The sequence below is a fragment of the Zoogloea sp. LCSB751 genome, assembly GCF_002028455.1.
Classification (GTDB): Bacteria; Pseudomonadota; Gammaproteobacteria; order Burkholderiales; family Rhodocyclaceae; genus Zoogloea.
This window is the reverse complement of record NZ_MWUM01000027.1, coordinates 13,019-37,011: the sequence shown is the minus strand read 5'-3', so window position 1 is coordinate 37,011 and position 23,993 is coordinate 13,019. Positions and strand designations below refer to the sequence as shown.

Genomic DNA, 23,993 nt, shown 5'->3' with positions numbered 1-23,993 from the left:
CTTCAAAAAGACAAGATATAAGCCAGGTGGTCGCCCATGATGAAGCAGCTTTTTGAGAGCTCCCAACTGTTCGGCAGCAATGCGCCGTTCGTCGAAGAGCTTTACGAGAACTATCTCGACAATCCGGATTCCGTCTCCGATGAATGGCGGACTTATTTCGACTCGCTGCAGAACGTGCCCGGCAAGGGCCGTGACGTTGCCCACTACCCGATCATCAACGCTTTCGCCGACATGGCGAAGCGTGGCCCTGTCCGCACTGTCGTGGCGTCCGGCGTCGACCAGAAGCAGGTCAGCGTCCTGCAACTGATCAACGCCCACCGCTTCCTCGGCACTCGCTGGGCCCAGCTCGACCCGCTCAAGCGCACCGAGCGTCCTGAGATCCACGAACTCGAACTGTCCCACTACGGCTTCACCGAGGCGGATCTCAACCAGACCTTCAATACCGGCTCCTTCCATGGCCTGCCGGGTGATCACGCCACCCTGCGCGAGATCCTCGACGCGGTGCGCCAGACCTACTGCGGCTCCATCGGCGCCGAGTACATGTACATCACCGATATCGGTGAAAAGCGCTGGATCCAGGCCCGCCTCGAGCCCACCAAGGGACGTCCGTCCTTCCAGGTCGAGCATCAGCGCCGAATCCTCGAGCGCCTGACCGCTGCCGAAACGATGGAGCGCTACCTGCATACCAAGTATGTCGGCCAGAAGCGTTTCTCCCTCGAAGGCGGTGAAAGCACCATTGTGGCGATGGACGAGCTGATCCGCGTCGCTGGCGGCAAGGGCGTGCAGGAAATCGTCATCGGCATGGCCCACCGTGGCCGCCTCAATGTGCTGGTGAACACCCTCGGCAAGTCGCCGAGCATGCTGTTCTCCGAATTCGAAGGCAAAGCCGCGTCCGACCTGTCCGCCGGCGACGTGAAGTACCACATGGGCTTCTCCAGCGACGTGATGACTGCCGGAGGTCCGGTGCACCTGACCCTGGCCTTCAACCCGTCCCACCTGGAAATCGTCAACCCGGTGGTCGAAGGCTCCGTGTATGCCCGTCAGACCCGTCGTGGCGCCAAGGGCAAGGCCGAGGTGATCCCGGTCCTGATCCACGGCGATGCGGCCGTTGCCGGCCAGGGCGTCAACCAGGAAATGCTCAACTTCGCGCAGACCCGCGGCTACGGCACGGGCGGCACGATCCACATCGTGGTGAACAACCAGATCGGCTTCACCACCTCCGATCCGCGCGACTACCGTTCTTCGCTGTACTGCACCGACATCTTCAAGATGGGCGAGGCGCCGATCTTCCACGTCAATGGCGACGATCCGGAGGCCGTGGCCTTCGTGATGGGCCTGGCCGTGGAATACCGCCAGGAGTTCAAGAAGGACGTCGTTGTCGACATCGTGTGCTACCGCAAGCTCGGCCACAACGAAGCCGACGAGCCGATGGTCACGCAGCCGCTGATGTACAAGAAGATCGCCAAGCACCCGGGCACCCGCAAGCTGTACGCGGACAAGCTCGTCCAGCTGGGCATCGTCAAGACGGAAGAGCCGGACCAATTCATCAAGGACTACCGCGCTGCGCTGGACAAGGGTGAACTGCTGTCCAACCCCGTGCTGTCCGACTTCAAGCGCCAGTTCGCGCAGGACTGGGCGCCGTACGCCGGCAAGGCCTACACCGACAAGTGCGACACCACCGTGCCGACCGCCGAACTCGAGCGTCTGGCCACCGCGCTGACCACCACGCCGGAGGGTTTCGCGCTGCACCCCCGCGTGCAGAAGATCATCGACGACCGCAAGGCGATGGGGGCCGGCAAGCTGCCGTTCGACTGGGGCATGGCCGAGAACCTGGCCTACGCCAGCCTGGTCGTGCAGGGCTTCGGTATCCGTCTGTCCGGTGAAGACGTCGGCCGTGGCACCTTCTTCCACCGCCACGCCGCGCTGCACGACCAGAACCGCGACCAGTGGCACGACGGTACCTTCTACCCGCTGCAGAACATCCGCGAAGGCCAGGGCCCGTTCTACTGCTACGACTCCGTGCTGTCCGAGGAGGCCGTACTGGCCTTCGAATACGGTTACGCCTCGGCTGAACCGAACCAGCTCGTGATCTGGGAAGCCCAGTTCGGCGACTTCGCCAACGGCGCCCAGGTGGTGATGGATCAGTTCATCAGCTCCGGCGAAGCCAAGTGGGGCCGCCAGTGCGGCCTCGTCATGATGCTGCCGCACGGCTACGAAGGTCAGGGTCCGGAGCACTCCTCCGCCCGTATCGAGCGCTACATGCAACTGTGCGCCGAGATGAACATGGAGGTGTGCATCCCGTCCGGCCCGTCGCAGATCTTCCACCTGCTGCGTCGCCAGGCCCTGCGCAAGCTGCGCAAGCCGCTGGTGATCATCACGCCGAAGTCGCTGCTGCGCCACAAGGACGCGATCTCCTCCCTGGAAGATCTTTCCAAGGGCACCTTCCAGACCGTCATTGGCGAAGTGGACGAGCTCGACGTCAACAAGGTCAAGCGCGTGGTCATCTGCTCCGGCAAGATCTACTACGAACTGCTGGCTCACCGTCGTGCCAACAACATCGACGACATCGCGCTGGTTCGCCTGGAACAGCTCTACCCGTTCCCGCGCGAAGCCTTCGCGGCCGAGGTCAACAAGTACCCCAACGCCAAGGAAGTGGTGTGGTGCCAGGAAGAGCCCCGCAACCAGGGCGTGTGGTACTGGCTGGCGTCCCGTCACCATCTGGACAGCGCCCTCGGCGACGAGCGCAAGTTCCTGCTGGTGGCCCGTCCTGCCGCGGCATCGCCGGCGGTCGGTTACTACGCCAAGCACAACGCGCAACAAAAGGCAGTTATCGAAAATGCGTTTGGCGAAATCAAAGCCTGATGCAAACGTCCACGCCGAACTGAAAACAAGGGAGAAGATATGCTGATCGAAGTCAAAGTGCCCCAACTGTCCGAGTCCGTTTCCGAAGCCACGCTGGTGACTTGGCACAAGAAGGAAGGCGACGCCGTTTCCCGTGACGAGAACCTGATCGACATCGAGACCGACAAGGTCGTGCTGGAAACCCCGGCCCCGGCCGACGGCGTGCTCGTCAAGATCGTCAAGAATGGCGGTGACTCGGTGACTTCCGGCGAAGTGATCGCCACCATCGACACCGAAGCCAAGGCTGCCGCTGGCGCTCCGGCCGCTGCCGCCGCTCCGGCTGCTGCAGCCCCCGCAGCGGCTCCGGTTGCTGCCGCCGGCGCTGCCAGTCCGTCCGCCCGCAAGATCCTCGACGAGAAGGGCATCGCTGCCGCTGACGTCGCCGGTTCCGGCCGTGGCGGGCGGGTGATCAAGGAAGATGCCGTTGCCGCCCAGCCGAAGGCTGCCGCACCGGCTGCAGCGGCTCCGGCCGTAGTCGTCCCGGCTGGCGAGCGTGTCGAACAGCGCGTTCCGATGACCCGTCTGCGTGCCCGCATCGCCGAGCGCCTGCTCCAGTCGAAGAACGAAAACGCCATTCTGACCACGTTCAACGAAGTGAACATGGCTCCGATCCTGGCCCTGCGCAAGCAGTACGGCGACAAGTTCGAGAAGGCTCACGGCGTGCGTCTGGGTTTCATGGGCTTCTTCGTGAAGGCCGCTGTTGCCGCCCTCAAGAAGTTCCCGATCCTGAACGCCTCCGTCGATGGCAACGACATCGTCTACCACGGCTACATCGACATCGGTATCGCCGTCGGTTCGCCCCGTGGCCTGGTGGTGCCCATCCTGCGTGACGTGGACAACATGTCCATCGCCGACATCGAGAAGAAGATCGCCGAGTTCGGCCAGAAGGCCAAGGACGGCAAGATCTCCATCGAAGAGCTCACCGGCGGCACGTTCTCCATCTCCAACGGTGGTGTGTTCGGCTCCATGATGTCCACCCCGATCATCAACCCGCCCCAATCCGCGATCCTCGGCATCCATGCCACCAAGGACCGTGCCGTGGTGGAAAATGGTCAGGTCGTCGTGCGTCCGATCAACTACCTCGCCATGTCCTACGACCACCGCATCATCGACGGCCGCGAAGCCGTCCTGGGCCTGGTCACCATGAAGGAAGCCCTGGAAGATCCGGCCCGTCTGATCCTGGACGTCTGATCTCCCCAACCGCAGGCACGGTTGCACTCCTGCGGGGGTGTTTCCGTGCCGCGTTTTCATCTGCACAAGGAAGCGACTAAATGGCGAAGCAATTTGACGTGCTGGTCATCGGCGGTGGTCCCGGTGGCTATGTGGCTGCGATCCGCGCCGCACAACTCGGTTTCAATACGGCCTGCGCCGAATCCAATCCCTACGCCGACCCGAAGGGCGAGCCCCGCCTCGGCGGCACCTGCCTGAACGTCGGCTGCATCCCGTCCAAGGCGCTGCTGCACACCTCGCACCTGTTCGAGGAAGCCGGCCACGCCTTCGAGGAGCAGGGCATCTCCGTCGGCACGCCGAAGATAGACGTAGCCAAGATGATCGGCCGCAAGTCCAAGATCGTCGAGCAGCTCACCGCCGGCATCAAGGGCCTGTTCAAGAAGAACAAGGTCACCTTCCTGGCGGGCCACGGCGCCTTCGTCGGCAAGACCGACGCCGGTTGGCAGGTCAAGGTTGGCGAAGAAGTCGTCGAGGCCAAGCAGGTCATCGTGGCGACCGGCTCCACCGCCCGCCACCTGCCCGGCATCCCGGTCGACAACAAGCTGGTCTGCGACAACATTGGCGCCCTCGACATCGACGCCGTGCCCAAGCGCCTCGGCCTCATCGGCTCCGGCGTGATCGGCCTGGAAATGGGCTCCGTGTGGAAGCGCCTCGGCGCCGAAGTCACCATCCTCGAAGCGATGGACAGCTTCCTCGCGGCCGCTGACCAGGACGTGGCCAAGGAAGCCCTCAAGCTGTTCACCAAGCAGGGCCTCGACATCAAGCTGTCCGTCAAGGTTGGCGCCGTCACCGTCGGCAAGAAGTCCGTCACCGTCGAGTACGAAACCAAGGATGGTGCGCAGAAGGCCGAGTTCGACCGCCTGATCGTCTCCGTCGGTCGCGTGCCCAACACCGCCGGTCTCAACGCCGAAGCGGTCGGCCTCAAGATCGACGAGCGTGGCTTCGTTGAAGTCGATGCGCACAACCGCACCAACCTGGACGGCGTGTGGGCGGTGGGCGACGTGGTGCGTGGCCCGATGCTGGCCCACAAGGCCATGGAAGAGGGTGTTGCGGTGGCCGAGACCATCGCCGGCCAGAAGGGCCACACCAACTTCGACACCATCCCGTGGGTCATCTACACCTCGCCCGAGATCGCCTGGGTCGGCAAGACCGAGCAGCAGCTCAAGGCCGAAGGCGCCGCCTACAAGGTTGGCAAGATCCCGTTCATGGCCAACGGCCGTGCGCTGGGCGCCGGCACCCCGGCCGGTTTCGTGAAGATGATCGCCGACGCCAACACCGACCGTATCCTCGGCGTGCACATCATCGGCTCCAATGCTTCCGAGCTGATCGGCGAAGCCGTGGTGACGATGGAGTTTGCCGGTGCGTCCGAAGATCTGGCGCGCATCTGCCACGCTCACCCGACCCTGTCGGAAGTGGTGCACGAAGCCGCCCTGGCGGTGGACAAGCGTCCTCTGCACTTCTGATGACGGTGGCCGGCGCCTTGTTGTAGCCGGCTCCGCGCATCACCCGGGGGTGGTCAGGCTGTAAAATGCCTGACCACCCCCGTTTCCATAAGTGGCGCGACCCTAGAGCGCCCCGACATCACCTGCCACGAAGATGCCCCATCGAATCCTCAAGGTTGCCGAGCACGGCATGCTCGAAGCTTACGACGCCACCCTCAAGGCCCGCGGCTTCAAGTCCGACCCCGCTCAGCGCGCCGCCGCCCAGCGCCTGCAAGGCCTGTATACCGAACTCGTCGCCTTCAAGGCGGCCCGCAAGGGCACCCTCCGCAAGCTGTTGTCACGGCCGAAGCAGCCGCGCAGCGTGTATTTCTGGGGCGGCGTCGGGCGCGGCAAGAGCTTCCTGATGGACTGCTTCTACGATTCGGTCCCGTACCAGCGCAAGCGCCGCGTGCACTTCCACGCCTTCATGCAGGAAGTGCAGAACGATCTGAAGAATCTCAACCACGAACCCGATCCGCTGCAGAAGGTCGCCGACCGCATCGCGCGCCAGACCCGCCTGCTGTGCTTTGACGAGTTCCACGTGTCCGACATCGCCGACGCGATGATCCTGGGTCGCCTGCTCGACGCGCTGTTTGCCCGCGGCACCATCTTCGTGATGACCTCCAACTACCCGCCGGACGGCCTGTACCCCAATGGCCTGCAGCGCATCAACTTCCTGCCCACCATCGACATGATCAAGCGCCGCTTCGACGTGGTCGAGGTGGACCATGGCACCGACTACCGGCTGCGCACGCTGGAGCAGATGGACGCTTTCCTGGTGCCTGCGGACGAAGCCGCCGACAAGCACCTGGCGACGGATTTCGAGAAGATTGCCGGCACCAAGGGCAAGCCCGGCGAGATCGAGGTGCTGGAGCGCAAGCTGAAGGTTCAGCGCATCGCACCCGGCGTGATCTGGTTCGATTTCGACACCCTGTGCGGCGGCGCGCGCTCCCAGAACGACTACTTGGAGATCGCCCGCGAGTACCACACGCTGATTCTCTCCCGCGTGCCGAAGATGAGCGCCGCGATGGCTTCCGAGGCGCGCCGCTTCACGTGGCTGATCGACGTGCTCTACGACCACCGGGTCAAGCTGCTGGTCAGCGCCGAGTGCCAGGCCTACGACCTCTACGTGGAAGGCCGCCAGGCCAACGAGTTCCACCGCACGGTCAGCCGGCTGATCGAGATGCGCTCCCGCGACTACCTCGCCGAAGCGCACCGGACCTCCGCGGCCTGAGCCCCGCATGAAACGCCGCCAGGCCTGCCTCGCCCTTGCCTTGCTGGCCGTGCTCGCCACGGCCCGGGCGGAGCCGCGCCTGGAGATCGTCACGCTGCGCCACCGGCCCGCCGAGCAGATCCTGCCCGCCCTGCGGCCGCTGGTGGAGCCCGGCGGGGCCGTGTCCAATATGGGCGACAAGTTGCTGCTGCGGGTCTCGCCGGCCAACCTGGCCGAACTGCGCGTCGCCATCGATGCGCTGGATACGCCGCTGCGCCGCCTCGTGGTGTCCGTGCGCCAGGACCAGGATGTGGCGGGGCAGGGCGGTGGGGCCGGCGTCGGGGCCCGCCTGTCGCCCGGCAACAGCCGCGTGATCGTCGAAGCCGGCTCCGGGAGCACCCGCCGCAACGAGCAGATAAGCCAGCAGGTCCAGGTGGTGGAGGGTGGGCGCGCGCTGATCCGCGTCGGCCAGTCCCTGCCCATCGCCATGCGCGAATGGCGTGCCGGCCCAAATGGCTGGCAGGCCGTGGACAGCGTGCGCTTCCTGGACGTGGGCAGCGGCTTCATGGTCGCGCCGCAGCTGATCGGCGAGCAGGTCAGCATCGACATCACGCCCGCCGTCGAGCAACTCCGCCCCGACGGCGGCATCGAATCCACCCGCCTGTCGACCCAGGTCCGCGGCCGCCTCGGCGAGTGGATCCCCCTTGGCGGCAGTCAGATCGACAGTCGCCGCTCGGAATACGGCACCACTGGCCTCCGCCAGGGCGACAGCCAGAGCCGCGGCCAGGTCTGGCTGTGGGTCGACGCCCTCGACTGAGCCACCCCTTGCTTTTCAGTACCATGAACGTCGAACAAGCCTTCGCGCCCGATGGCCCCCTGGCCAAGGCCATTCCCGGATTCGCGCCGCGCCGCCAGCAGATGGAGATGGCCGAGCACATCGCCTTCACGCTGAAGGAGAACCGCGTGCTCGTCGCCGAGGCCGGCACCGGCACCGGCAAGACCTACGCCTACCTGGTGCCGGCGCTGCTCAACGGCGGCAAGGTGATCATCTCCACCGGCACCAAGACGCTGCAGGACCAGCTCTTCAACCGCGACCTGCCGACCATCCGCGCCGCCCTCAAGGTGCCGGTCGCGGTGGCGCTGCTGAAGGGGCGTGCCAACTACGTGTGCCACTACCACCTGGCCCGCAACCTGGCCGACGCACGCTTGCAGACCCCCGAGGACGCCGTACACCTGCGTGCGATCGGGCGCTTCATGGAGATCAGCCAGACCGGCGACAAGGCCGAATGTCCCGAGGTGCCGGAAGACGCCGCCGCCTGGATGTTCGCCACCTCGTCGCGGGACAACTGCCTGGGCCAGGAATGCCCGAACATCAAGGAGTGCTTCGTCGCCGCGGCGCGCCGCAACGCGATGGACGCCGACGTGGTGGTGGTCAATCACCACCTGTTCTTCGCCGACGTGAGCCTGCGCGACGTGGGCATGGGCGAGTTGCTGCCGTCGTGCAACGCGGTGATCTTCGACGAAGCCCACCAGCTGCCGGAAACCGCCAGCCTGTTCTTCGGCGAGAGCGTGTCCACGTCCCAGCTGCTCGAACTGGCCCGCGACACCCGCTCCGAAACGGTGGCCGCCGCCCGCGACTGCCTGGACCTCATCGAAGCGACCCGCAAGCTCGAAAAAACCACCCGCGACCTGCGCCTGTCCGTACAGGCCGAGAACGCCCGCTTCGGCTTTGCGCAGATGGAAGACAACAAGCCCTTCCACGAAGCGCTGGAAGCCCTCGGTGACGAACTGGCAGACTTCTGCGCCATCGTCGAAACCCAGGCCGAGCGCTCCGAAGGGCTGGCCAACTGCCTGCGCCGCACCCAGGAACTGCAGGAGATCCTGGCCCGCTGGATCAAGCCCGAGAACACCGACTGGGTGCGCTGGGTGGAGGTCTTCAGCCAGGCCCTGTCCCTCAACGCCACGCCGCTGTCCATCGCCACCATCTTCAAGCGCCAGATGGACGGCCACCCGCGGGCCTGGGTGTTCACGTCGGCCACGCTGGCGGTCGGCAAGGACTTCGGCCACTACTGCCGCGAGCTGGGCCTGCACTGGGTCGAACCGCCGATCGAAACGGCCGTGTGGGGCAGCCCCTTCGACTATCCCGCCCAGGCTGTCCTCTACGCGCCCCAGGGCATGCCCGAGCCCAACAGCCCGGACTACCCGGACGCCGTCGCCAAGGTCGCCTTCCCGCTGATCCGCGCCGCCCAGGGACGCACCTTCGTGCTGTGCACCTCGCTGAAGGCCATGCGGCGCATCCACGAGCTGATCGGCGATTACCTGGAACGGGAAAAGCTCGACCTGCCGCTGCTGATCCAGGGCGAAGGCTCGCGCACCGAACTCCTCGACCGCTTCCGCCGCCTCGGCAACGCCATCCTGGTGGCCAGCCAGAGCTTCTGGGAAGGCGTGGACGTGCCCGGCGACGCGCTGTCGGTGGTCGTCATCGACAAGCTGCCCTTCGTCCCGCCCGACGACCCGGTGCTCGCCGCGCGCATCGAGCACATGCAGAAATCCGGCCGGAGCCCCTTCATGGAATACCAGCTGCCGCGCGCCGTCATCAACGTCAAGCAGGGCGCCGGCCGCCTGATCCGCACCGAGCGCGACAAGGGCGTCCTCGCCATCTGCGACCCGCGCATGCTCACCAAGCCCTATGGCAAGCGCGTCTGGCAAAGCCTGCCGCCGATGACCCGCTCTAAGGTGGAGGCGGAAGTCGTGGCCTTCCTCGAAGACCTGCCACCGCCCGCCAGCGGGCGCTAATCCCTGTTGGGGCGAATGAATTCGCCCCAACAGGGGGTGGGTCAAGGATTTTGGATCGGCCCCCTTGCTACAATCCCGCGCCTGTCAATCCGTTGGTGGCGTGGGTCATGAAGGTATTCGGGTTTGCCGGCTGGTCCGGTTCGGGCAAGACCACGCTGATCGAGAAGATCATTCCGGAGATCACCGCCCAGGGCTTCCGGGTGTCGGTGATCAAGCATGCGCATCACGGTTTCGACATCGACAAGCCGGGCAAGGATTCCTGGCGGCACCGGGAGGCGGGGGCCAGCGAGATCCTGCTGGTGTCGGACGAGCGCTGGGTGCTGATGCACGAATTGCGCGGCGAGACGGAACCCGATCTGGGCGCCCAACTCCAACGCCTGTCGCCCTGCGACATCGTGCTGGTGGAAGGCTTCAAGGCGGTGCCGATACCCAAGATCGAGGTCTATCGCCCGGCCCACGGCCGTCCGCTGCAGTATCCCGACAATCCGTCCGTCGTCGCGATCGCCACCGACGCGGCACTCGATGTCCCCATGACCTGTCTGAATCTCAACGATGCGGCCGCCGTGGCCGATTTCATCCTCCACCATCAGGGGCTCCTATGAATACTTCCCTGCGTCCTTTCGAAGAGGTGCGCGACGCGCTCTTGGCCGCCGCCGAGCCGGTGACGGCCATCGACACTGTGCCCACCTCGGCGGCCCTCGGCCGCGTGCTGGCCGCCGATCAGGTGTCCGGCCTCAACGTGCCGCCCCTCGACAATTCCCACATGGACGGCTACGCGGTGAACACCGCCGATCTGCCAGCCGCCGGCACGCGCCTCGTCATCGGCCAGCGCATCCCGGCCGGCAGCGTCGGCCATACGCTGGTCCGCGGCACGGCGGCGCGCATCTTCACCGGCGCGCCGATCCCGGCTGGCGCCGATGCGGTGGTGATGCAGGAGCTGTGCGCGGCGGACGGTGACGGGGTGGTGATCAATCACCTGCCCAAGCCCGGCGAGTGGGTGCGCCGTGCCGGCGAGGACATTGCCCAGGGCAGCACCGTGCTGTCCGCCGGCGTACGCCTCAACCCGCAGATGCTGGGCCTCGCCGCATCGGTGGGCTGCGCGACGCTGCCGGTGCTGCGGCGCCTGCGGGTGGCGCTGTTCTCGACCGGCGACGAGCTGGTGATGCCCGGCGAGCCGCTGCCGCCCGGCGCCATCTACAACTCCAATCGCTACGTGCTGCGCGGCCTGCTGGAGGCCCTCGGCTGCGAGGTCAGCGACCTGGGCATCGTGCCGGACAAGCTCGACGCGACCCGCGCTGCGCTGCGCGAGGCGGCCAGCCACCACGACCTGATCGTCACCAGCGGCGGCGTGTCGATGGGCGAGGAAGACCACATCAAGCCGGCAGTGACCGCGGAAGGGCGGCTGGATTCCTGGCTGATCGCCATGAAGCCCGGCAAGCCGGTGGCCTACGGCCATGTGAACGATCCGGCTGGTGGCGCCGGCGCGGCCTTCATCGGCCTGCCCGGCAACCCGGTGTCGAGCTTCGTCACCTTCATCCTGCTGGTGCGGCCCTTCGTGCTGCGCGCCCAGGGCGTCAAGGACTGCCTGCCCGAGGCGATTCCGCTGGAGGCGGCCTTCGACTGGCCCAAACCCGACCGTCGCCGCGAGTTCCTGCGCGCGCGCCTGGGGACCGACGGCCGCGTCGAGCTGTATCCCAACCAGGGGCCCGGCGTGCTCACGTCCACCGTGTGGGCTGACGGCCTCATCGACAATCCCTCCGGGCAGGTCATCAAGGCCGGCGACCGGGTGCGTTTCATTCCTTATTCCGAACTACTGTCATGAGCGTCAAGGTTCTGTATTTCGCCAACCTGCGGGAGACCCTCGGTTACTCCCACGAAACCCTCACGCTGCCCGCCGGCATCGCCACGTTGGGCGACCTGCGTGCCCACCTGGCACACCGCGGCGGGGTGTGGGAAGCCCTCGGCGAAGGCCGCAACGTGCGCGCGGCGATCAACCAGGAAATGGTCGGCCCGGACGTGGCGGTGGCGGACCGGGATGAGATCGCCTTTTTCCCGCCGGTCACCGGAGGCTGACATGAGTGAAATCCAGCGGCAGTTCGATTCCGTGGCGGTCCAGGAGGCCGACTTCGACGTCGGCGACGAGATCGCGACCCTGTCCGCCGGCCGTGCCGACGTGGGCGCGGTGGCAAGCTTCGTCGGCCTGGTGCGGGCCGACAAGCTGAGCGGGGAAGGCAGCGCGGTGTCGGCGATGACCCTCGAACACTACCCGGGCATGACCGAGAAGTCCCTCGAAGCCATCGTCACCGAGGCCTACGGCCGCTGGAGCCTGCTCGGCACGCGGGTGATCCACCGCTTCGGGCGGCTGGTACCCGGCGACCGCATCGTCTTCGTCGGCGTGGCCTCGTCCCACCGGGGTGACGCCTTCGCCGCCTGCGAGTTCATCATGGACTACCTGAAGACCCGCGCCCCGTTCTGGAAGAAGGAAGACACGCCGGAGGGCGGGCGCTGGGTGGATGCCCGCGAGGCGGACGACAGCGCGGCGGCCCGCTGGGACGCCTGGGACTGAGCGTTCATGTCCAAAGGGCAGCAGGTGTGCTGCCCAGGTGTGGTCATTCCAACAGGCCGCTGCCGTCCGCAGCGGCCTGTTTGCCATTGAAAGGCCAGAAACGCGGGTGGCGCGATTGCTGCTACAGATCCGGGTCGGCCAGTCCTGTTGCGCCAAACAAACCGTTCCGTTCCTTATCGAGCCCCCGCCGAGGGGCCTGCCCCATGCCCCCCCAACTTCATTTCGTATTTCCGCCGCTCCCCGGGCGCTGAAACGAACGAGCCAGACCATGTGGATCGTCAATATCGCCCTGCGGCGCCCCTACACCTTCATCGTGATGGCCTTGCTGATCTTCCTGGCCACGCCGTTGGCGCTGATGCGCATCGCCACCGACGTGCTGCCGGAGATCAACATTCCAGTGATCAGCATCATCTGGAGCTACAACGGCCTGTCGCCCCAGGAGATGGCCCAGCGCATCACCTCGCCGAACGAGCGCCTGCTGGGTACCACGGTGAACGACATCGAGCACTTCGAGTCCCAGTCCTACAACGGGATGTCGATCATCAAGGTGTTCCTGCAACCCCATGCCAGCGTCGAGACCGCGCTGGCCCAGATCGCCTCGACGGAGGGCGGCGCCTTGCGCCTGCTGCCGCCCGGCCTCAATCCACCGCTGGTGATCAAATACACCGCGTCGGCGATCCCGGTGGTGCAGTTGGGCGTGTCCAGCAAATCCCTGCCCGAGCAGGTGCTGTTCGACACCACCTTCAACAGCCTGCGCCCCAAGCTGGTCTCCATTCCGGGGGTGGCGATGCCTTTCCCCTACGGGGGCAAGAGCCGGGTGGTGTCGGTGGACATCGACACCAATGCGCTGCAGGCCAAGGGCCTGGTGCCCCTCGATGTGGTCAATGCGATCAACGCGCAGAACCTGATCCTGCCGGGTGGCACCGCCAAGCTCGGTGCCACCGAATTCAACGTCAAGGTGAACGGCTCGTCACGCACCGTCGAGGAGCTGGCCGACCTGCCGGTGCGCATCGGCAACGGCCAGGCGATCTACGTGCGCGACGTGGCGGTGGTGCGCGACGGCTTCTCGCCGCAGACCAACATCGTGCGCCAGGACGGCAGCCGCGGCGTGCTGCAGTCGGTGCTGAAGAGCGGTGGGGCGTCCACGCTGCAGGTCATCGACGCGCTGCGCGTCGCGCTGGCCGATGCGCTGCCGAGTCTCCCGGAGGACATTCAGGTCACGCCGCTGTTCGACCAGTCGGTGTTCGTCAAGGCGGCGATCTCGGGCGTCGTGCATGAGGGCCTCATCGCCGCCTGCCTGACCGCCGCGATGATCCTGCTGTTCCTCGGCAACTGGCGCACCACCTGCATCATCGCCATCTCCATTCCGCTGTCGGTGCTGTCGTCGATCCTGGTGCTGTACGTCCTCGGCGAGACGATCAACATCATGACCCTCGGCGGCCTGGCGCTGGCGGTGGGCATCCTGGTGGACGACGCCACGGTGACCATCGAGAACATCGAACGCTACCTGCACCTGGGTCACGATCTGGAGACGGCGATCCGCGAGGGTGCCGGTGAGATCGCGGTGCCGGCGCTGGTGTCCACGCTGTGCATCTGCATCGTCTTCGTGCCGATGTTCTTCCTCACCGGCGTCGCGCGCTTCCTCTTCGTGCCGCTGGCCGAAGCGGTGATCTTCGCGATGATCGCCTCCTACATCCTGTCCCGCACGCTGGTGCCGACGCTGGCCCTGCTGTTCATGAAGAATCAGCAGCACGGCGCCGACGCGGGGGGCCACAGCCTGCTGCAGCGCCTGTACCGGCGTTTCGATGCCGGCTTCGAGCGCCTGCGCGGCAGCTACATCGTGCTGCTCAGCGCGCTGCTGCCGCGCCGCCGCAGCGTCATCGCGATCTTCCTCGGCGGCTGCGTGCTGTCCTCCGGACTGTACTTCTTCCTCGGTCGCGACTTCTTCCCGGCGGTGGACGCCGGCGTCATCCGCCTGCATTTCCGTGCGCCCACCGGCACCCGCGTCGAGGAGACGGCGCGCATCGCCGACCGCATCGACGCGGTGATCCGCGAGCAGATCCCGGCGGAGGAACTGGAAACCATCGTGGACAACCTGGGCTTGCCCTATAGCGGCATCAACCTGTCCTACAGCAACGCCGGCACCATCGGCACGCTGGACGGGGAGATTCTGGTTGCGCTGAAGGAAAAACACGGTTCGTCGGCGGTTTACATCGATCGCCTGCGCGAAGAGCTGCCACGCCGCTTCCCGGGCATCGAGTTCTTCTTCCAGCCCGCCGACGTGGTGACCCAGATCCTCAACTTCGGCCTGCCGGCGGCGATCGACGTGCAGGTGGCCGGCAACAAGCTGCAGGACAATTACCGCTTCGCCGCGCTGGTGGAAAACGCGGTGCGGCAGGTGCCGGGCGCGGTGGACGTGCACATCCACCAGCGCCTCGACCAGCCGGCCCTGCAACTGGCGATGGACCGCAGCCGCCTGCAGCAGCTCGGCCTGAGCCCGGCCAACGTGGCGCAGAACATCCTGATCCCTCTGTCCGGCAGTTCCCAGACCGCGCCGAGCTTCTGGCTCAACCCGAAGAACGGCGTGGCCTACAACATCTCGGTGCAGACGCCCCAGTACAAGGTCGACTCCATCGATTCCCTGCTGCAGATCCCGGTTGCCGGCAGCAGCGGGGCGCCCAACCAGTTGCTCAGCAATCTGGTCCAGGTGTCCTCCGCTCGGGAGCCGGCCATCGTCTCCAGCTACAACATCGAGCCGGTGATCGACCTTTATGTCAGCGTCCGCGGGCGCGACCTGGGCTCGGTGGTCTCCGATGTGGAGCGCATCGTCGAGGAACTCAGGCCCCAGTTGCCGAAGGGCAGCAAGGTGACCTTGCGCGGCCAGGCGCGCACGATGAACGCCTCCTTCATCGGCCTCGGTGTCGGGGTGGTGATGGCCATCGTGCTGGTCTATCTGCTGATCGTCGTCAACTTCCAGTCGTGGGTGGATGCCTTCATCATCATCACCGCGCTGCCGGCGGCCCTGGCCGGCATCGCCTGGATGCTGTTCCTGACCGGTACGACCCTCAGCGTGCCTGCGCTCACCGGGGCGATCATGACCATCGGGGTGGCCACCGCCAACAGCATCCTGATGGTGTCCTTCGCCCGCGAGCGTCTCGCCGCCGGCGAGCCACCGCTGTCGGCGGCCCTCGAGGCCGGTGCCACGCGTCTGCGCCCGGTGCTGATGACGGCGCTGGCGATGATCATGGGCATGCTGCCGATGGCCATCGGCCTCGGCGAGGGCGGCGAGCAGAACGCGCCCCTTGGCCGCGCGGCCATCGGTGGCCTGCTGTTCGCAACCCTGTCGACGCTGGTCTTCGTACCGCTGGTCTTCGCCGCGGTACACCAATATCTCGCCCGCCGGGCCGCCGCCCGGCCGCAATTGCCCCAGGGCAGCCTTGCCGAAGGACATTCCTGACATGACTGACAATCGCCATTCAAACATCGGTATCCACGGCCTGCATGCCCACGAGGCCGCCCACGGCATCCATCGCCTGCGCCTGCTCAAGCGCACCCGCAATCTGGCGCTGCTGGGCGTGGCGGTGCTGGGCGCCGGTGTCGCCGGCGTGGCGGTCCAGCGCTCGGCCACCGCCCACGATCTGGCCGAAGCGGCCCACACCCACGCGACCCGCTATGTGAGCGTGGTGTCGCCCAAGAACGACAACGGCGAAAACCTGCTGAGTCTGCCGGGGACTCTGCAGGGCTATTCGGAGGCCCCGATCTACGCCCGGACCAGCGGCTATCTGGCCGCCTGGTACAAGGACATCGGCGACGGTGTGAAGCCGGGCGAAGTGCTGGCCCGCATCGACACGCCGGAGGTGGCCCAGCAACTGGTGGAGGCCAAGGCCGCGCATAACCAGGCCCTGGCCGCGCTGGCCCTGGCCAAGAGCTCCCTGGAGCGCTGGGAGAGCCTGCGCAAGCTGGATTCCGTCTCCCAGCAAGAGGTGGACGAACGCCGCAACGCCCATGCCCAGGCCGTCGCTGCCACCGCGCTGACCGCCGCCACCGTACAGCGCCTGCAAAGCCAGCTGGGCTATAACCAGGTCACGGCGCCGTTTGCCGGGGTGATCACCAAGCGCACGGTGGATGTGGGCAACCTGGTCGACGCCGGCGGCAGCAGCAAGCAGTTGTTCGTGCTGACCCGCAGCGACCCGCTGCGCATCTATGTGCAGGTGCCCCAAGGCTACGTCCGCCAGGTGAAGCCGGGCGACACCGCCAAGGTCAGCCTGCAGGAATGGCCGGGCCGCATCTTCAGCGGCAGTATCGTGCGTACGGCCAAGGCCATCGACACGGCGAGCCGCACGCTGCAGGTCGAAATCAACCTGCCCAACCCCAACGGCGAGCTGCTACCCGGCGCCTATGCGCGGGTGGACATCAAGGCGGCGTTGGCCACCGGCGAGGCCAACTTCCGCCTGCCCAGCAACACCTTGCTGTTCCGTCCCGAGGGGCCGCGGGTGGCGGTGCTCGGTAGCGATGGCAAGGTGCACCTGCAGCCGGTCACCATCAAGCGCGAGCTGGGCGTGGAGGTGGAACTGGGCAGCGGCGTGAAGGCCGACGACCGGATCGTGCTGAACCCGGCCGACTCCCTCGCCGATGGCGATGTGGTGGTCGTGGCGCCGGTAGCCGACAAGAAACCCGAAGCGAGGAAGGCGGGTTAGTCCCTCCGTGCCTGCTCCGCGGGCTGTCATCCCAGCCAGCCCGGCAGCCCGGTGGCCAGCCACGGCAGCCAGGAGATCGCCAGCGCGCCGAGGAAGATCGCCAGCAGGGCCGGCAGTACCGACACCGCCACCTCGCGAATCGGTTTGGCGAACATCGCCGACGCGAAGAAGATGTTCATGCCGGCCGGCGGGCACAGGAAACCCATCTCCATCACCGCCAGGAAGATCACCCCGAAGTGCACCGGGTCGATGCCGTAGCTGATCGCCACCGGCAGCAGCAGCGGCACCAGCACGACGATGGCAGCGTAGATCTCCATCAGCGCCCCGGCCAGGAACAGGAACACGTTGAGGGCCACCAGGAAGGCGAACTTGTTCGGCAGCGCCTGTTGCACCCATTCCACCGCGGCGTCCGGAATGCCGGCGTCCACCAGGTAGTTGGTGAGGCCCAGCGCCATGCCGAGGATCAGCATCACGCCGCCGATGACTTGCGCGCAGTCGGCCAGGCAGCGGCGCAGCAGCGCCCAATCCAGCTCCCGGTGGGCGATGGCCTGGGTGAGGATGGCGTAGGCGGCGGTGAGGGCCGCGCTCTCGGTAGGCGTCGCCACGCCGCTGACCAGGGAGCCGATGGCCACCAGTGGGGCGAGGATCTCCCAGCGGGCCGCCCAGGCGGCGGACAGGGCCGCGCGGGCGTCGGGGCGAGGCCGTTCCGTGTCCGCCGTGGCGATGCCGCCGCGGCGCAGATAGCCACCGATGAGCAGCAGGAAGGCGACCATCACCAGCGCAGGGACGATGCCGGCCAGGAACATGGTGTTGATCGGCACGCGAGCGATGATCGCGTACATGATCAGCGGTGCCGACGGGGCCAGCAGCACGCCCAGCGCACTGGCGCTGGTCACCAGGCTGATGCCCTTGCGCTCCGGAAAGCCGGCGTCGCGCAAGAGCGGCAGCAGCAGCCCGCCGAGGGCCAGGATGGTGACGCCGCTGCCGCCGGTGAAGGCGGTGAAGAAGGAGCACAACAGCGCCGCGGCGATGGCCGTGCCGGTGGCGCCGCCGCCGAAGCAGGCGGTGAACAGCGCGCCGAGGCGGCCGGCCGCGCCGCTGCGGGCGAAGACCAGGCCGGCCAGCGTGAACAGCGGCAGCGCCGGCAGGGACGGGTTGACGGTGATCTGGTAATGGCTGAGGGGCACCGAGGCCAGCGGCTGGCCCTCCGACCAGAACAAGGCCAGCGCCAGGCCGCCGAGGATGGCGAAGATCGGCGCGCCGGCCAGCAGCGCCAGCACCAGCCACAGGGCGAGCGGCGCCAGAGGCAGCGTGGCGTCGTCGAAATGGCGGGCGAAGGCGAAGCCGCCGGCGGTCAGCGCCACGCCGAGCAGCAGGCTGGCGATCCGGTAGCGGGAGCAGCGGCTGCCCAGCTTGAGGCCCAGCAGCAGGAAGCCGGCCGGCATCAGCGCCTGCACGCCCCACACCGGAATGCCGTAGGCCAGCTCGCGGCCGGCTTCCAGTTCGCTGGCCACGAAGCTCCAGCTGGCGCTGCCGAGCATGCCGCACAGCACTGCGGCGCTGCCCTTGGCGAACGCCGTCGAGGCCGCGCGCACCACCGGATTGCGCGACGTGGCGAAGCCGTTGCCGAGGCTGGTCAGGTGTCCGCCCCGTTCGGCGAGGAGGGCGCCGAACATGGCCAGCGCGAGGCCCAGGTGCTGGACCAGCAGCGCTGCGTTGTCGATGCCCTTGCCGTGCAGCGGGCGCAGGGCGATCTCGACCAGCGGGATCAGGGTCATCAGGGCCAGCGCGGTGGAGGCGATGACCTCGTCAATGGAAAGCAGGCGGCGCATGGGGGGATCCGGTGGAGCGAGGCGCTCGTGGGGGCGAATTCAGTCGCCCTCAGGGAGTGAGAAAAGTTGGTTGACCACAGGGCGAGGGCGAATGAATTCGCCCCAACAGCATGAGCCTGTGGTTGGGATGGCTGTGCATCGGGTCGGGTCGTAGGGGCGAATTCATTCGCCCGTCACAGGTTCAGCGTTTGCCGGCGCGGTAGGCCTTCAGCAGCGCGAACACTTCGTCGAAGGTGTCGGCCGGCACCATCTTGCCGCGGATGCGCGGGTAGAGCTTGTCGGCCAGATCGTTCCATTCCTTCCTCTGCTCGGCGTTGGGCTTGTGCACCTGCAGGCCGCGCTTCTTCATGGCTTCGACGGCTTCGTCCACTTCCTGGCGGGCCTTGGTGCGCATCTGCAGGCCGGCCTTGGCGCCGGCGCTGCGCAGCGCTTCCTGGGTGGCGGGGCTCATCTCGTCCCAGCTCTTTTCGGTGACCACCAGCGCGCCGACAATGGGCGCCCAGTTGATGTCGAGCATGTGCGGCGCGGTGTTGTAAACCTGGCTGGCCAGCGCGAAGTAGGGGGTGGCGGGTACCGCGTTGATCATGCCGGTCTGGATCGACGGCAGGATGTCGGAGGTTTCCAGCGGCACCGGCGTGTAGCCGAGGCTCTTCATGATCTCCTGCTGCTCCGATTCGCCGGCCCAGGCGAAGAACTTCATCTTCTTGTAGTCGTCGGGGCGCAGGGCCGGCTCCTTGGAGAAGAAGCGCACCCAGCCGGCGTCGCCCCAGGCGAGCACGACGAAGCCCTTGTCGAGGAATTTCTTTTCCATGCTGGCACGCATTTTCTCGCGCACGTAGTCCACCTCTTCCCAGCTGCGGAACAGCAGCGGCATGTTCTGCAACGCGGCGATGGACGGCTCGATCTCGCGCAGGCCGACCACCGACAGCAGGGCGCCCTGCAGCTGGCCGATGCGCATGCGGCGGGCCATGTCGGTTTCGCCGCCCTGGGCGCCGTCCGGGTAGATCACGTACTTGGCGCCGTCGCCTTGGGCATTGCGCCAGGCTTCGCCGACTTCCATCAGCTGGCGGTGGTAGAGGGAGTTCTTTGGTGCCAGGGTGCCGATGCGCAACTGGCTGGCGGCCAGAACGTTGGCGCTGGCGAGCAGGCCGAGGGCAAGGGCGGCAAGACGGCGGAGCTTGAGCATGCTGTGTCTCTCTGTACGTTGAAGGCGACCGGCCCGCGCTGTTGGCGGCGGACGGTCTGGGCAGGCGTTAGAACAGGTCGTCGGCCGATTCGATCAGCCAGCGGGCGCGGCGGCGCATGACCTCGTTTGACAGGGCGAGCGGACTGCCTGGCGCATCCTGGATGGCGACGGCCTGCTGGAGCAGGTCGAGGAAGGCGGCCTTGTCGCCGGCCGGCTGGGCGATGCCCTCGGCCTTGCCGACAAAGGCGCCGGCGTTGCGCCCGTTGCCGAGGCGCAGGGCCTCGTCGAAATAGGCCAGGGCCTGCTGGCGGCTGCCACCGGGGCGGGCGCCTTCGAAGCTGCCCATCAGGCCGGCCAGACTGCCGTTGCCGAAGCCCGGCTCGGCGTCCCAGGCCAGGCGGGCGAGGGCGATGGCCAGGGGCAGGTCGGCGACGGTGTCGGGATCGTCCTTGGACAGGGAGATCAGGCCGCCCCAGGCGGCGGCACCCCAGTAGGCGAGGGCGACCTCCGCGGGCTTGAGGCGCGGCGGGGTGCCGGCGGTGGGGCTGGCCAGGTGCTGGCGGAAACCCGGCTGGGCCTGTTCGAGTGCCGTCAGGGCGTGATCGCGACCGCGGCGGTACAGGCGCGCGGCGCGCTCGCGCAGGCGCTGGGCAGCCTTGGCGTCGGTGCTTTCGAGGCGGTCGGCGTCGAAGGCGACGAAGGCGTAAGCGTACTGCGTGAAGCCGCCGGCCACGGCGGCGGCCAGGGCGGCATGTTCGGGCTGCTGGCGCAGTACCGATTCGGACAGCTTCAGGTAAAAGGCGCTGGCCTCGCGGGCCAGCTCCAGGTCATCTTCGCTGGATTGGCCCTGGGCGGCCAGTTGGTCGGCGACGCCGCGTACGACCCGCTGGGTCGGCGAACAGGCAGCGAGGCCGACAGTGAGCAGAAGAGGGACAACGAGGCGCGCCAGCCGCGCTGGCGTAAGGGGGATCGGCATGGGAGGGCGTGGGTCTGGTGGGCCGGCGTTTCGAGCCACATGCTTGAAACGCCGAGAAGATAGCCCTGCAATGTTGCGCAGGCGTGACCGCCAGGCGCACGCCGTCCCATGCCGACGGGATCAGTGGATCAGTTCGGCGATCTTGCCCTTGGGGACGTTGAGGAAGCTGCTGATGGCGGCAAGGTGTTCGTTGTGGTCCTTGAGCCGGATGGGCCGCGGTTCGAGCACGTGCATGTCGAAGCGGACGGGCTGGTTGCCATCCTGCTGCACCGAGTAGCCCCAGGTGAGCCCGGTGTTGAAGATGCGGCCGATGGGGCCGTCGAGTTCGACCACGTAGTTGGCGAACTTGGTGTTGGTGAGGCCGGTAAACACGCCCCCTTCGAAGTTGCCGTTGATTTCCCGCGGGGTGTCGATCAGCCAGCATTCGCTTTCGCCAAGCTGGCGCATCTCCTGTCCGGCGTAGGTTGCCGAGTGGGTGCCGATCCGCACGCCGTCGCTGCCGTACAGGCACTGCTCGAGGACGATGGCGGTATCGTCGTCGGGGTATTGCTTGTCGATGTTCCATTCGCCGACGACGGTGTGGGCGAACAGCTGGGTTCGCGGCAGGATGAGCTGGATCAGGCCCAGCTTGTGTTCGTGGCTGCCCTGGCGGGAGAAGCGGACCCGGAAGTCCGCTCCGTACTGCACGGCGACGCCGGCTTCGTGGGGGTTGAGTTCCCGGGTGACGTAAGGCGTGATGTCGAGAGTGAAGTGATCGAGCTGGTAGCTCTCCGGGTTTCCGTAATTGCTCATGGCCGTACCTTTCATGCATGGGTAGGGGCAAGAATGCCCTGCGAAGCACCCGGATCCCGATGCGAATGGTCTCCCTCCGCGGTCCGTGTGTCTCGATATATAAATAGCATTTTTTGGCGCGGCCGGGGAACTCAGTCGAGCAGGTCGGAATATTCCTTCTGCACATAGCCGTCGAGTCGCGTCCACGGCAGTCTGGCCGGCATGGTCTCGCGGGTGGCGATCAAGGTGCTGCGCTGGGTGCCGGCCAGGTTGGCCGACTCGATGCGGCGCGGGTAGCCTTCCTTGGCGTCCCACAACACCTGCACGCGGGTCTGGGCGGTGCCGCCCTCGTACCAGCGGGCGCCGGCCGGGGCGCTGCGGCTGCTGGCCTTCATGCGCTTGAGCTGCTCGGGATCGAGCAACTGGTTGGCGGTGCTCCATTTGCCGTCGAAGCCGATGTTCGTGTAATCCACCGGGGCAATGTCCACGATCATCCGTTCGTGCTCATTGACGATGCGTACGCGCAGCTTGCCGTCGTTGCTGCGTACCACCCAGCGGGCGGCGGCGGAGGTGTCCATATGTTTGTGGTTTTTGTCGCCGGCCTTGTGCTCATCGGCTTCATGGGCGTGGGGCGGCAGGATGCGCTCGACCCAGCTCTGGTTGTCGCGGCGGATCAGGCGTTCGCCAAAACGCACGATACGGGTCACGCCGTCGGCGCCGAGGGTGGTGATGTCGTGTTCGACTTTGAGGGCCAGGTCGTCGGCCAGCGCAGGGGCTGCGAGGAGGGCGCCCAGCAGGGCGGGAAGCAGTCGTTTCATGGTGGTCGTGGTGACAATGAAAAAAGCCCGACCTCGAAAGGTCGGGCAAATAGGGGCCGGTTTTCTGTACAGGGCCGCCCCAGGATGGCTCGGTGGGGATCAGAGGCCGAGGGCGGATTTCACCAGGCTGAAGACCTTGGTATTGACCATGGTGCCCTTGAAGCCGGCATTGCCGGCGCCGCCGGCGAACAGCATCACGTCGCCGCCGCCGTGGGTTTCGTTGCCGACGGAGCCGAGGTTGATGCCGACTTCCTGGATGTAGTCGTCAGCGGTGGTGTCGACGCTGGTCAGATCGTCGCGGACGGCCTTGCGCGGGCCGCCGCCGTTGCCGAACACGATGGCGGTGTAGGGCTTGCTGTCGGCGGCATTGGCCAGCACCGGCTTGCCCTGCACGGTGGTCTGCTTGATGTCGGTGACCTTGCCGAGGATGGGGTTGCCCTTGTGGGCGTAGCCGTTGATGGTCATCGTGTGGTCGTGGTCGGCGGTGACGACGATCAGCGTGTTCTTCAGATCCACCAGACCGAGGGCGCGCTTGATGGCGTCGTCGAAGGCGATCGTGTCTTCCAGCGCGCGCTTGGCATTGGTGCCGTGCAGGGCGTGGTCGATGCGGCCGCCTTCGACCATCAGGAAGTAACCCTTGCTGTTCTTCTGCAGGATCTTGATGGCCTTTTCGGTCATGTCGGCGAGGCTGGGCTCGTCGATGTTGTTGGCCGTCTTGGCGCGGTCCAGCTCGTAGTTCAGGTGGTCCTTGTTGAACAGGCCGACCAGCTTGCCGGTGGCGGCCGGGTCGATGGCCTTGAAGGCGGTGCCGGTGTTCACGTAGGTGTAGCCGGCGGTCTTCAGCAGTGCGGTGAGGTCCTGGCCGTCGGTGCGCTTGCCGCCTGCTGCAGTGGGCAGGAAGAACTTGGAGCCGCCGCCGAGCAGCACGTCCACACCGCTGCCGAGGGCCGCGTTGAACTTGCCGGAGCCCGGCACCACCTGGGCGGCGATGTCGTTCTCACCGTCGCGATGGCAGATGTGGGAGTAGGTGGCGGCCGGGGTGGCGTGGGTGATGCGGGTGGTGGTTACCGCACCGACGGCTTTGCCGGCGGCCTTCGAGAGCTCCAGCAGGGTCGGTACGGCAGTGCCGTTGCCGCTGGTCGGGCAGGTGCTGTCGCCGGTGGCGCTGTTCACATACGGGGTGGCGCCGTTGTAGGCCTTGGTGTCGGCGCTCATGGAGATGACTTCGTTGTTCATCTTCACGCCGGTCATGTAGGCGGCCATCGACGGGGCTGAGTCGGTGGTCTGGGCGTCGTTGGAGTAGGTCTTGATGCGCGCGGTGCGCTTCAGGCTCTCCATCGTCAGCTGACCGGTTTCACCGTACTTGTAGATGCGGCTGGCGGTGACGCTGGTGGGGCCCATGCCGTCGCCGAGGAAGAAGATGACGTTGGTGGCTTCGCCGGCGGCGAAGGCGGAGGAGGTGGCGCCGATCAGGGCGATGGCGGCCGCGCAGGTCTTGAAGTGGGTTTTCATCGTGGGTGAGCTCC

18 protein-coding genes are annotated in these 23,993 nt (G+C 66.7%); 12 read left to right on the top strand and 6 right to left on the bottom strand.

Going from position 1 to position 23,993, the window contains the following annotated elements; all coding sequences use genetic code 11:
- The first annotated feature begins 36 nt into the window (after positions 1 to 36).
- From B4920_RS21655 to B4920_RS21600, 12 genes are all read left to right on the top strand, one after another.
- Positions 37 to 2,862: a 2-oxoglutarate dehydrogenase E1 component gene (locus tag B4920_RS21655; RefSeq protein ID WP_079436766.1), complete on the top strand. Its 2,826-nt coding sequence runs from the start codon at positions 37 to 39 to the stop codon at positions 2,860 to 2,862.
- A gap of 39 nt (positions 2,863 to 2,901) precedes the next feature.
- Positions 2,902 to 4,092 (top strand): 2-oxoglutarate dehydrogenase complex dihydrolipoyllysine-residue succinyltransferase, encoded by a 1,191-nt coding sequence (gene odhB, locus B4920_RS21650; protein ID WP_079436765.1) that lies wholly within the window; start codon positions 2,902 to 2,904, stop codon positions 4,090 to 4,092.
- Positions 4,093 to 4,172: 80 nt separating this feature from the next.
- Complete coding sequence (lpdA, locus tag B4920_RS21645; protein ID WP_079436764.1) at positions 4,173 to 5,594, top strand: dihydrolipoyl dehydrogenase; 1,422 nt, start codon at positions 4,173 to 4,175, stop codon at positions 5,592 to 5,594.
- Between the two features lie 133 nt (positions 5,595 to 5,727).
- Complete coding sequence (gene zapE, locus B4920_RS21640) at positions 5,728 to 6,846, top strand: cell division protein ZapE (protein WP_079436763.1); 1,119 nt, start codon at positions 5,728 to 5,730, stop codon at positions 6,844 to 6,846.
- Positions 6,847 to 6,853: 7 nt separating this feature from the next.
- A complete protein-coding gene (locus B4920_RS21635; RefSeq protein WP_079436762.1) occupies positions 6,854 to 7,642 on the top strand; it encodes a hypothetical protein in 789 nt (262 codons plus the stop codon).
- Positions 7,643 to 7,665: 23 nt separating this feature from the next.
- Positions 7,666 to 9,621 (top strand): ATP-dependent DNA helicase, encoded by a 1,956-nt coding sequence (locus B4920_RS21630; RefSeq protein ID WP_079436761.1) that lies wholly within the window; start codon positions 7,666 to 7,668, stop codon positions 9,619 to 9,621.
- 107 nt (positions 9,622 to 9,728) lie between these two features.
- Positions 9,729 to 10,223 carry a molybdopterin-guanine dinucleotide biosynthesis protein B gene (gene mobB, locus B4920_RS21625; protein WP_079436760.1) on the top strand — a complete coding sequence of 165 codons (495 nt, stop codon included), beginning with the start codon at positions 9,729 to 9,731 and terminating at the stop codon, positions 10,221 to 10,223.
- Positions 10,220 to 11,443, top strand: a complete 1,224-nt coding sequence (glp, locus tag B4920_RS21620; protein ID WP_079436759.1) for a gephyrin-like molybdotransferase Glp — start codon at positions 10,220 to 10,222, stop codon at positions 11,441 to 11,443. Before mobB ends, glp begins: the two co-directional genes overlap by 4 nt.
- Positions 11,440 to 11,694, top strand: a complete 255-nt coding sequence (gene moaD / locus B4920_RS21615) for a molybdopterin converting factor subunit 1 (RefSeq protein ID WP_079436758.1) — start codon at positions 11,440 to 11,442, stop codon at positions 11,692 to 11,694. The genes glp and moaD overlap by 4 nt, the downstream gene beginning before the upstream one ends.
- 1 nt (position 11,695) lies before the next feature.
- Complete coding sequence (gene moaE / locus B4920_RS21610; RefSeq protein WP_079436757.1) at positions 11,696 to 12,187, top strand: molybdopterin synthase catalytic subunit MoaE; 492 nt, start codon at positions 11,696 to 11,698, stop codon at positions 12,185 to 12,187.
- 268 nt (positions 12,188 to 12,455) lie between these two features.
- Positions 12,456 to 15,644 carry an efflux RND transporter permease subunit gene (locus B4920_RS21605; RefSeq protein ID WP_079436756.1) on the top strand — a complete coding sequence of 1,063 codons (3,189 nt, stop codon included), beginning with the start codon at positions 12,456 to 12,458 and terminating at the stop codon, positions 15,642 to 15,644.
- Between the two features lies 1 nt (position 15,645).
- Positions 15,646 to 16,884 (top strand): efflux RND transporter periplasmic adaptor subunit, encoded by a 1,239-nt coding sequence (locus B4920_RS21600; protein WP_079436755.1) that lies wholly within the window; start codon positions 15,646 to 15,648, stop codon positions 16,882 to 16,884.
- Between the two features lie 26 nt (positions 16,885 to 16,910).
- On the opposite strand, the gene B4920_RS21595 is transcribed toward B4920_RS21600, so the two are convergent.
- The 6 genes from B4920_RS21595 to B4920_RS21570 all read right to left on the bottom strand — a co-directional run bounded on the left by B4920_RS21595 (position 16,911) and on the right by B4920_RS21570 (position 23,979).
- Entirely contained in the window at positions 16,911 to 18,716 is a 1,806-nt protein-coding gene (locus B4920_RS21595; RefSeq protein WP_079436754.1) for a TRAP transporter large permease subunit, read from the bottom strand.
- A gap of 181 nt (positions 18,717 to 18,897) precedes the next feature.
- Complete coding sequence (gene dctP, locus B4920_RS21590; protein ID WP_079436753.1) at positions 18,898 to 19,902, bottom strand: TRAP transporter substrate-binding protein DctP; 1,005 nt, start codon at positions 19,900 to 19,902, stop codon at positions 18,898 to 18,900.
- A 67-nt stretch (positions 19,903 to 19,969) separates the two neighbouring features.
- Entirely contained in the window at positions 19,970 to 20,878 is a 909-nt protein-coding gene (locus B4920_RS21585) for a TRAP transporter TatT component family protein (RefSeq protein ID WP_079436752.1), read from the bottom strand.
- A 120-nt stretch (positions 20,879 to 20,998) separates the two neighbouring features.
- Entirely contained in the window at positions 20,999 to 21,670 is a 672-nt protein-coding gene (locus B4920_RS21580) for a hypothetical protein (protein ID WP_079436751.1), read from the bottom strand.
- Between the two features lie 131 nt (positions 21,671 to 21,801).
- Positions 21,802 to 22,467, bottom strand: a complete 666-nt coding sequence (locus tag B4920_RS21575) for a hypothetical protein (protein WP_079436750.1) — start codon at positions 22,465 to 22,467, stop codon at positions 21,802 to 21,804.
- A 99-nt stretch (positions 22,468 to 22,566) separates the two neighbouring features.
- Positions 22,567 to 23,979, bottom strand: a complete 1,413-nt coding sequence (locus B4920_RS21570; RefSeq protein ID WP_079436749.1) for an alkaline phosphatase — start codon at positions 23,977 to 23,979, stop codon at positions 22,567 to 22,569.
- Positions 23,980 to 23,993: the final 14 nt, after the last annotated feature.

What these genes read in the sequence shown, in the direction of transcription:
- B4920_RS21580 (WP_079436751.1), bottom strand. Translation starts at nt 21,670, where the DNA reads ATGAGCAATTACGGAAACCCGGAGAGCTACCAGCTCGATCACTTCACT.
- B4920_RS21575 (WP_079436750.1), bottom strand. Translation starts at nt 22,467, where the DNA reads ATGAAACGACTGCTTCCCGCCCTGCTGGGCGCCCTCCTCGCAGCCCCT.
- glp (WP_079436759.1), top strand. Translation starts at nt 10,220, where the DNA reads ATGAATACTTCCCTGCGTCCTTTCGAAGAGGTGCGCGACGCGCTCTTG.
- B4920_RS21630 (WP_079436761.1), top strand. Translation starts at nt 7,666, where the DNA reads ATGAACGTCGAACAAGCCTTCGCGCCCGATGGCCCCCTGGCCAAGGCC.
- moaD (WP_079436758.1), top strand. Translation starts at nt 11,440, where the DNA reads ATGAGCGTCAAGGTTCTGTATTTCGCCAACCTGCGGGAGACCCTCGGT.
- B4920_RS21635 (WP_079436762.1), top strand. Translation starts at nt 6,854, where the DNA reads ATGAAACGCCGCCAGGCCTGCCTCGCCCTTGCCTTGCTGGCCGTGCTC.
- B4920_RS21595 (WP_079436754.1), bottom strand. Translation starts at nt 18,716, where the DNA reads ATGCGCCGCCTGCTTTCCATTGACGAGGTCATCGCCTCCACCGCGCTG.
- zapE (WP_079436763.1), top strand. Translation starts at nt 5,728, where the DNA reads ATGCCCCATCGAATCCTCAAGGTTGCCGAGCACGGCATGCTCGAAGCT.
- B4920_RS21585 (WP_079436752.1), bottom strand. Translation starts at nt 20,878, where the DNA reads ATGCCGATCCCCCTTACGCCAGCGCGGCTGGCGCGCCTCGTTGTCCCT.
- B4920_RS21570 (WP_079436749.1), bottom strand. Translation starts at nt 23,979, where the DNA reads ATGAAAACCCACTTCAAGACCTGCGCGGCCGCCATCGCCCTGATCGGC.
- moaE (WP_079436757.1), top strand. Translation starts at nt 11,696, where the DNA reads ATGAGTGAAATCCAGCGGCAGTTCGATTCCGTGGCGGTCCAGGAGGCC.
- B4920_RS21655 (WP_079436766.1), top strand. Translation starts at nt 37, where the DNA reads ATGATGAAGCAGCTTTTTGAGAGCTCCCAACTGTTCGGCAGCAATGCG.
- dctP (WP_079436753.1), bottom strand. Translation starts at nt 19,902, where the DNA reads ATGCTCAAGCTCCGCCGTCTTGCCGCCCTTGCCCTCGGCCTGCTCGCC.
- mobB (WP_079436760.1), top strand. Translation starts at nt 9,729, where the DNA reads ATGAAGGTATTCGGGTTTGCCGGCTGGTCCGGTTCGGGCAAGACCACG.
- B4920_RS21605 (WP_079436756.1), top strand. Translation starts at nt 12,456, where the DNA reads ATGTGGATCGTCAATATCGCCCTGCGGCGCCCCTACACCTTCATCGTG.
- B4920_RS21600 (WP_079436755.1), top strand. Translation starts at nt 15,646, where the DNA reads ATGACTGACAATCGCCATTCAAACATCGGTATCCACGGCCTGCATGCC.
- odhB (WP_079436765.1), top strand. Translation starts at nt 2,902, where the DNA reads ATGCTGATCGAAGTCAAAGTGCCCCAACTGTCCGAGTCCGTTTCCGAA.
- lpdA (WP_079436764.1), top strand. Translation starts at nt 4,173, where the DNA reads ATGGCGAAGCAATTTGACGTGCTGGTCATCGGCGGTGGTCCCGGTGGC.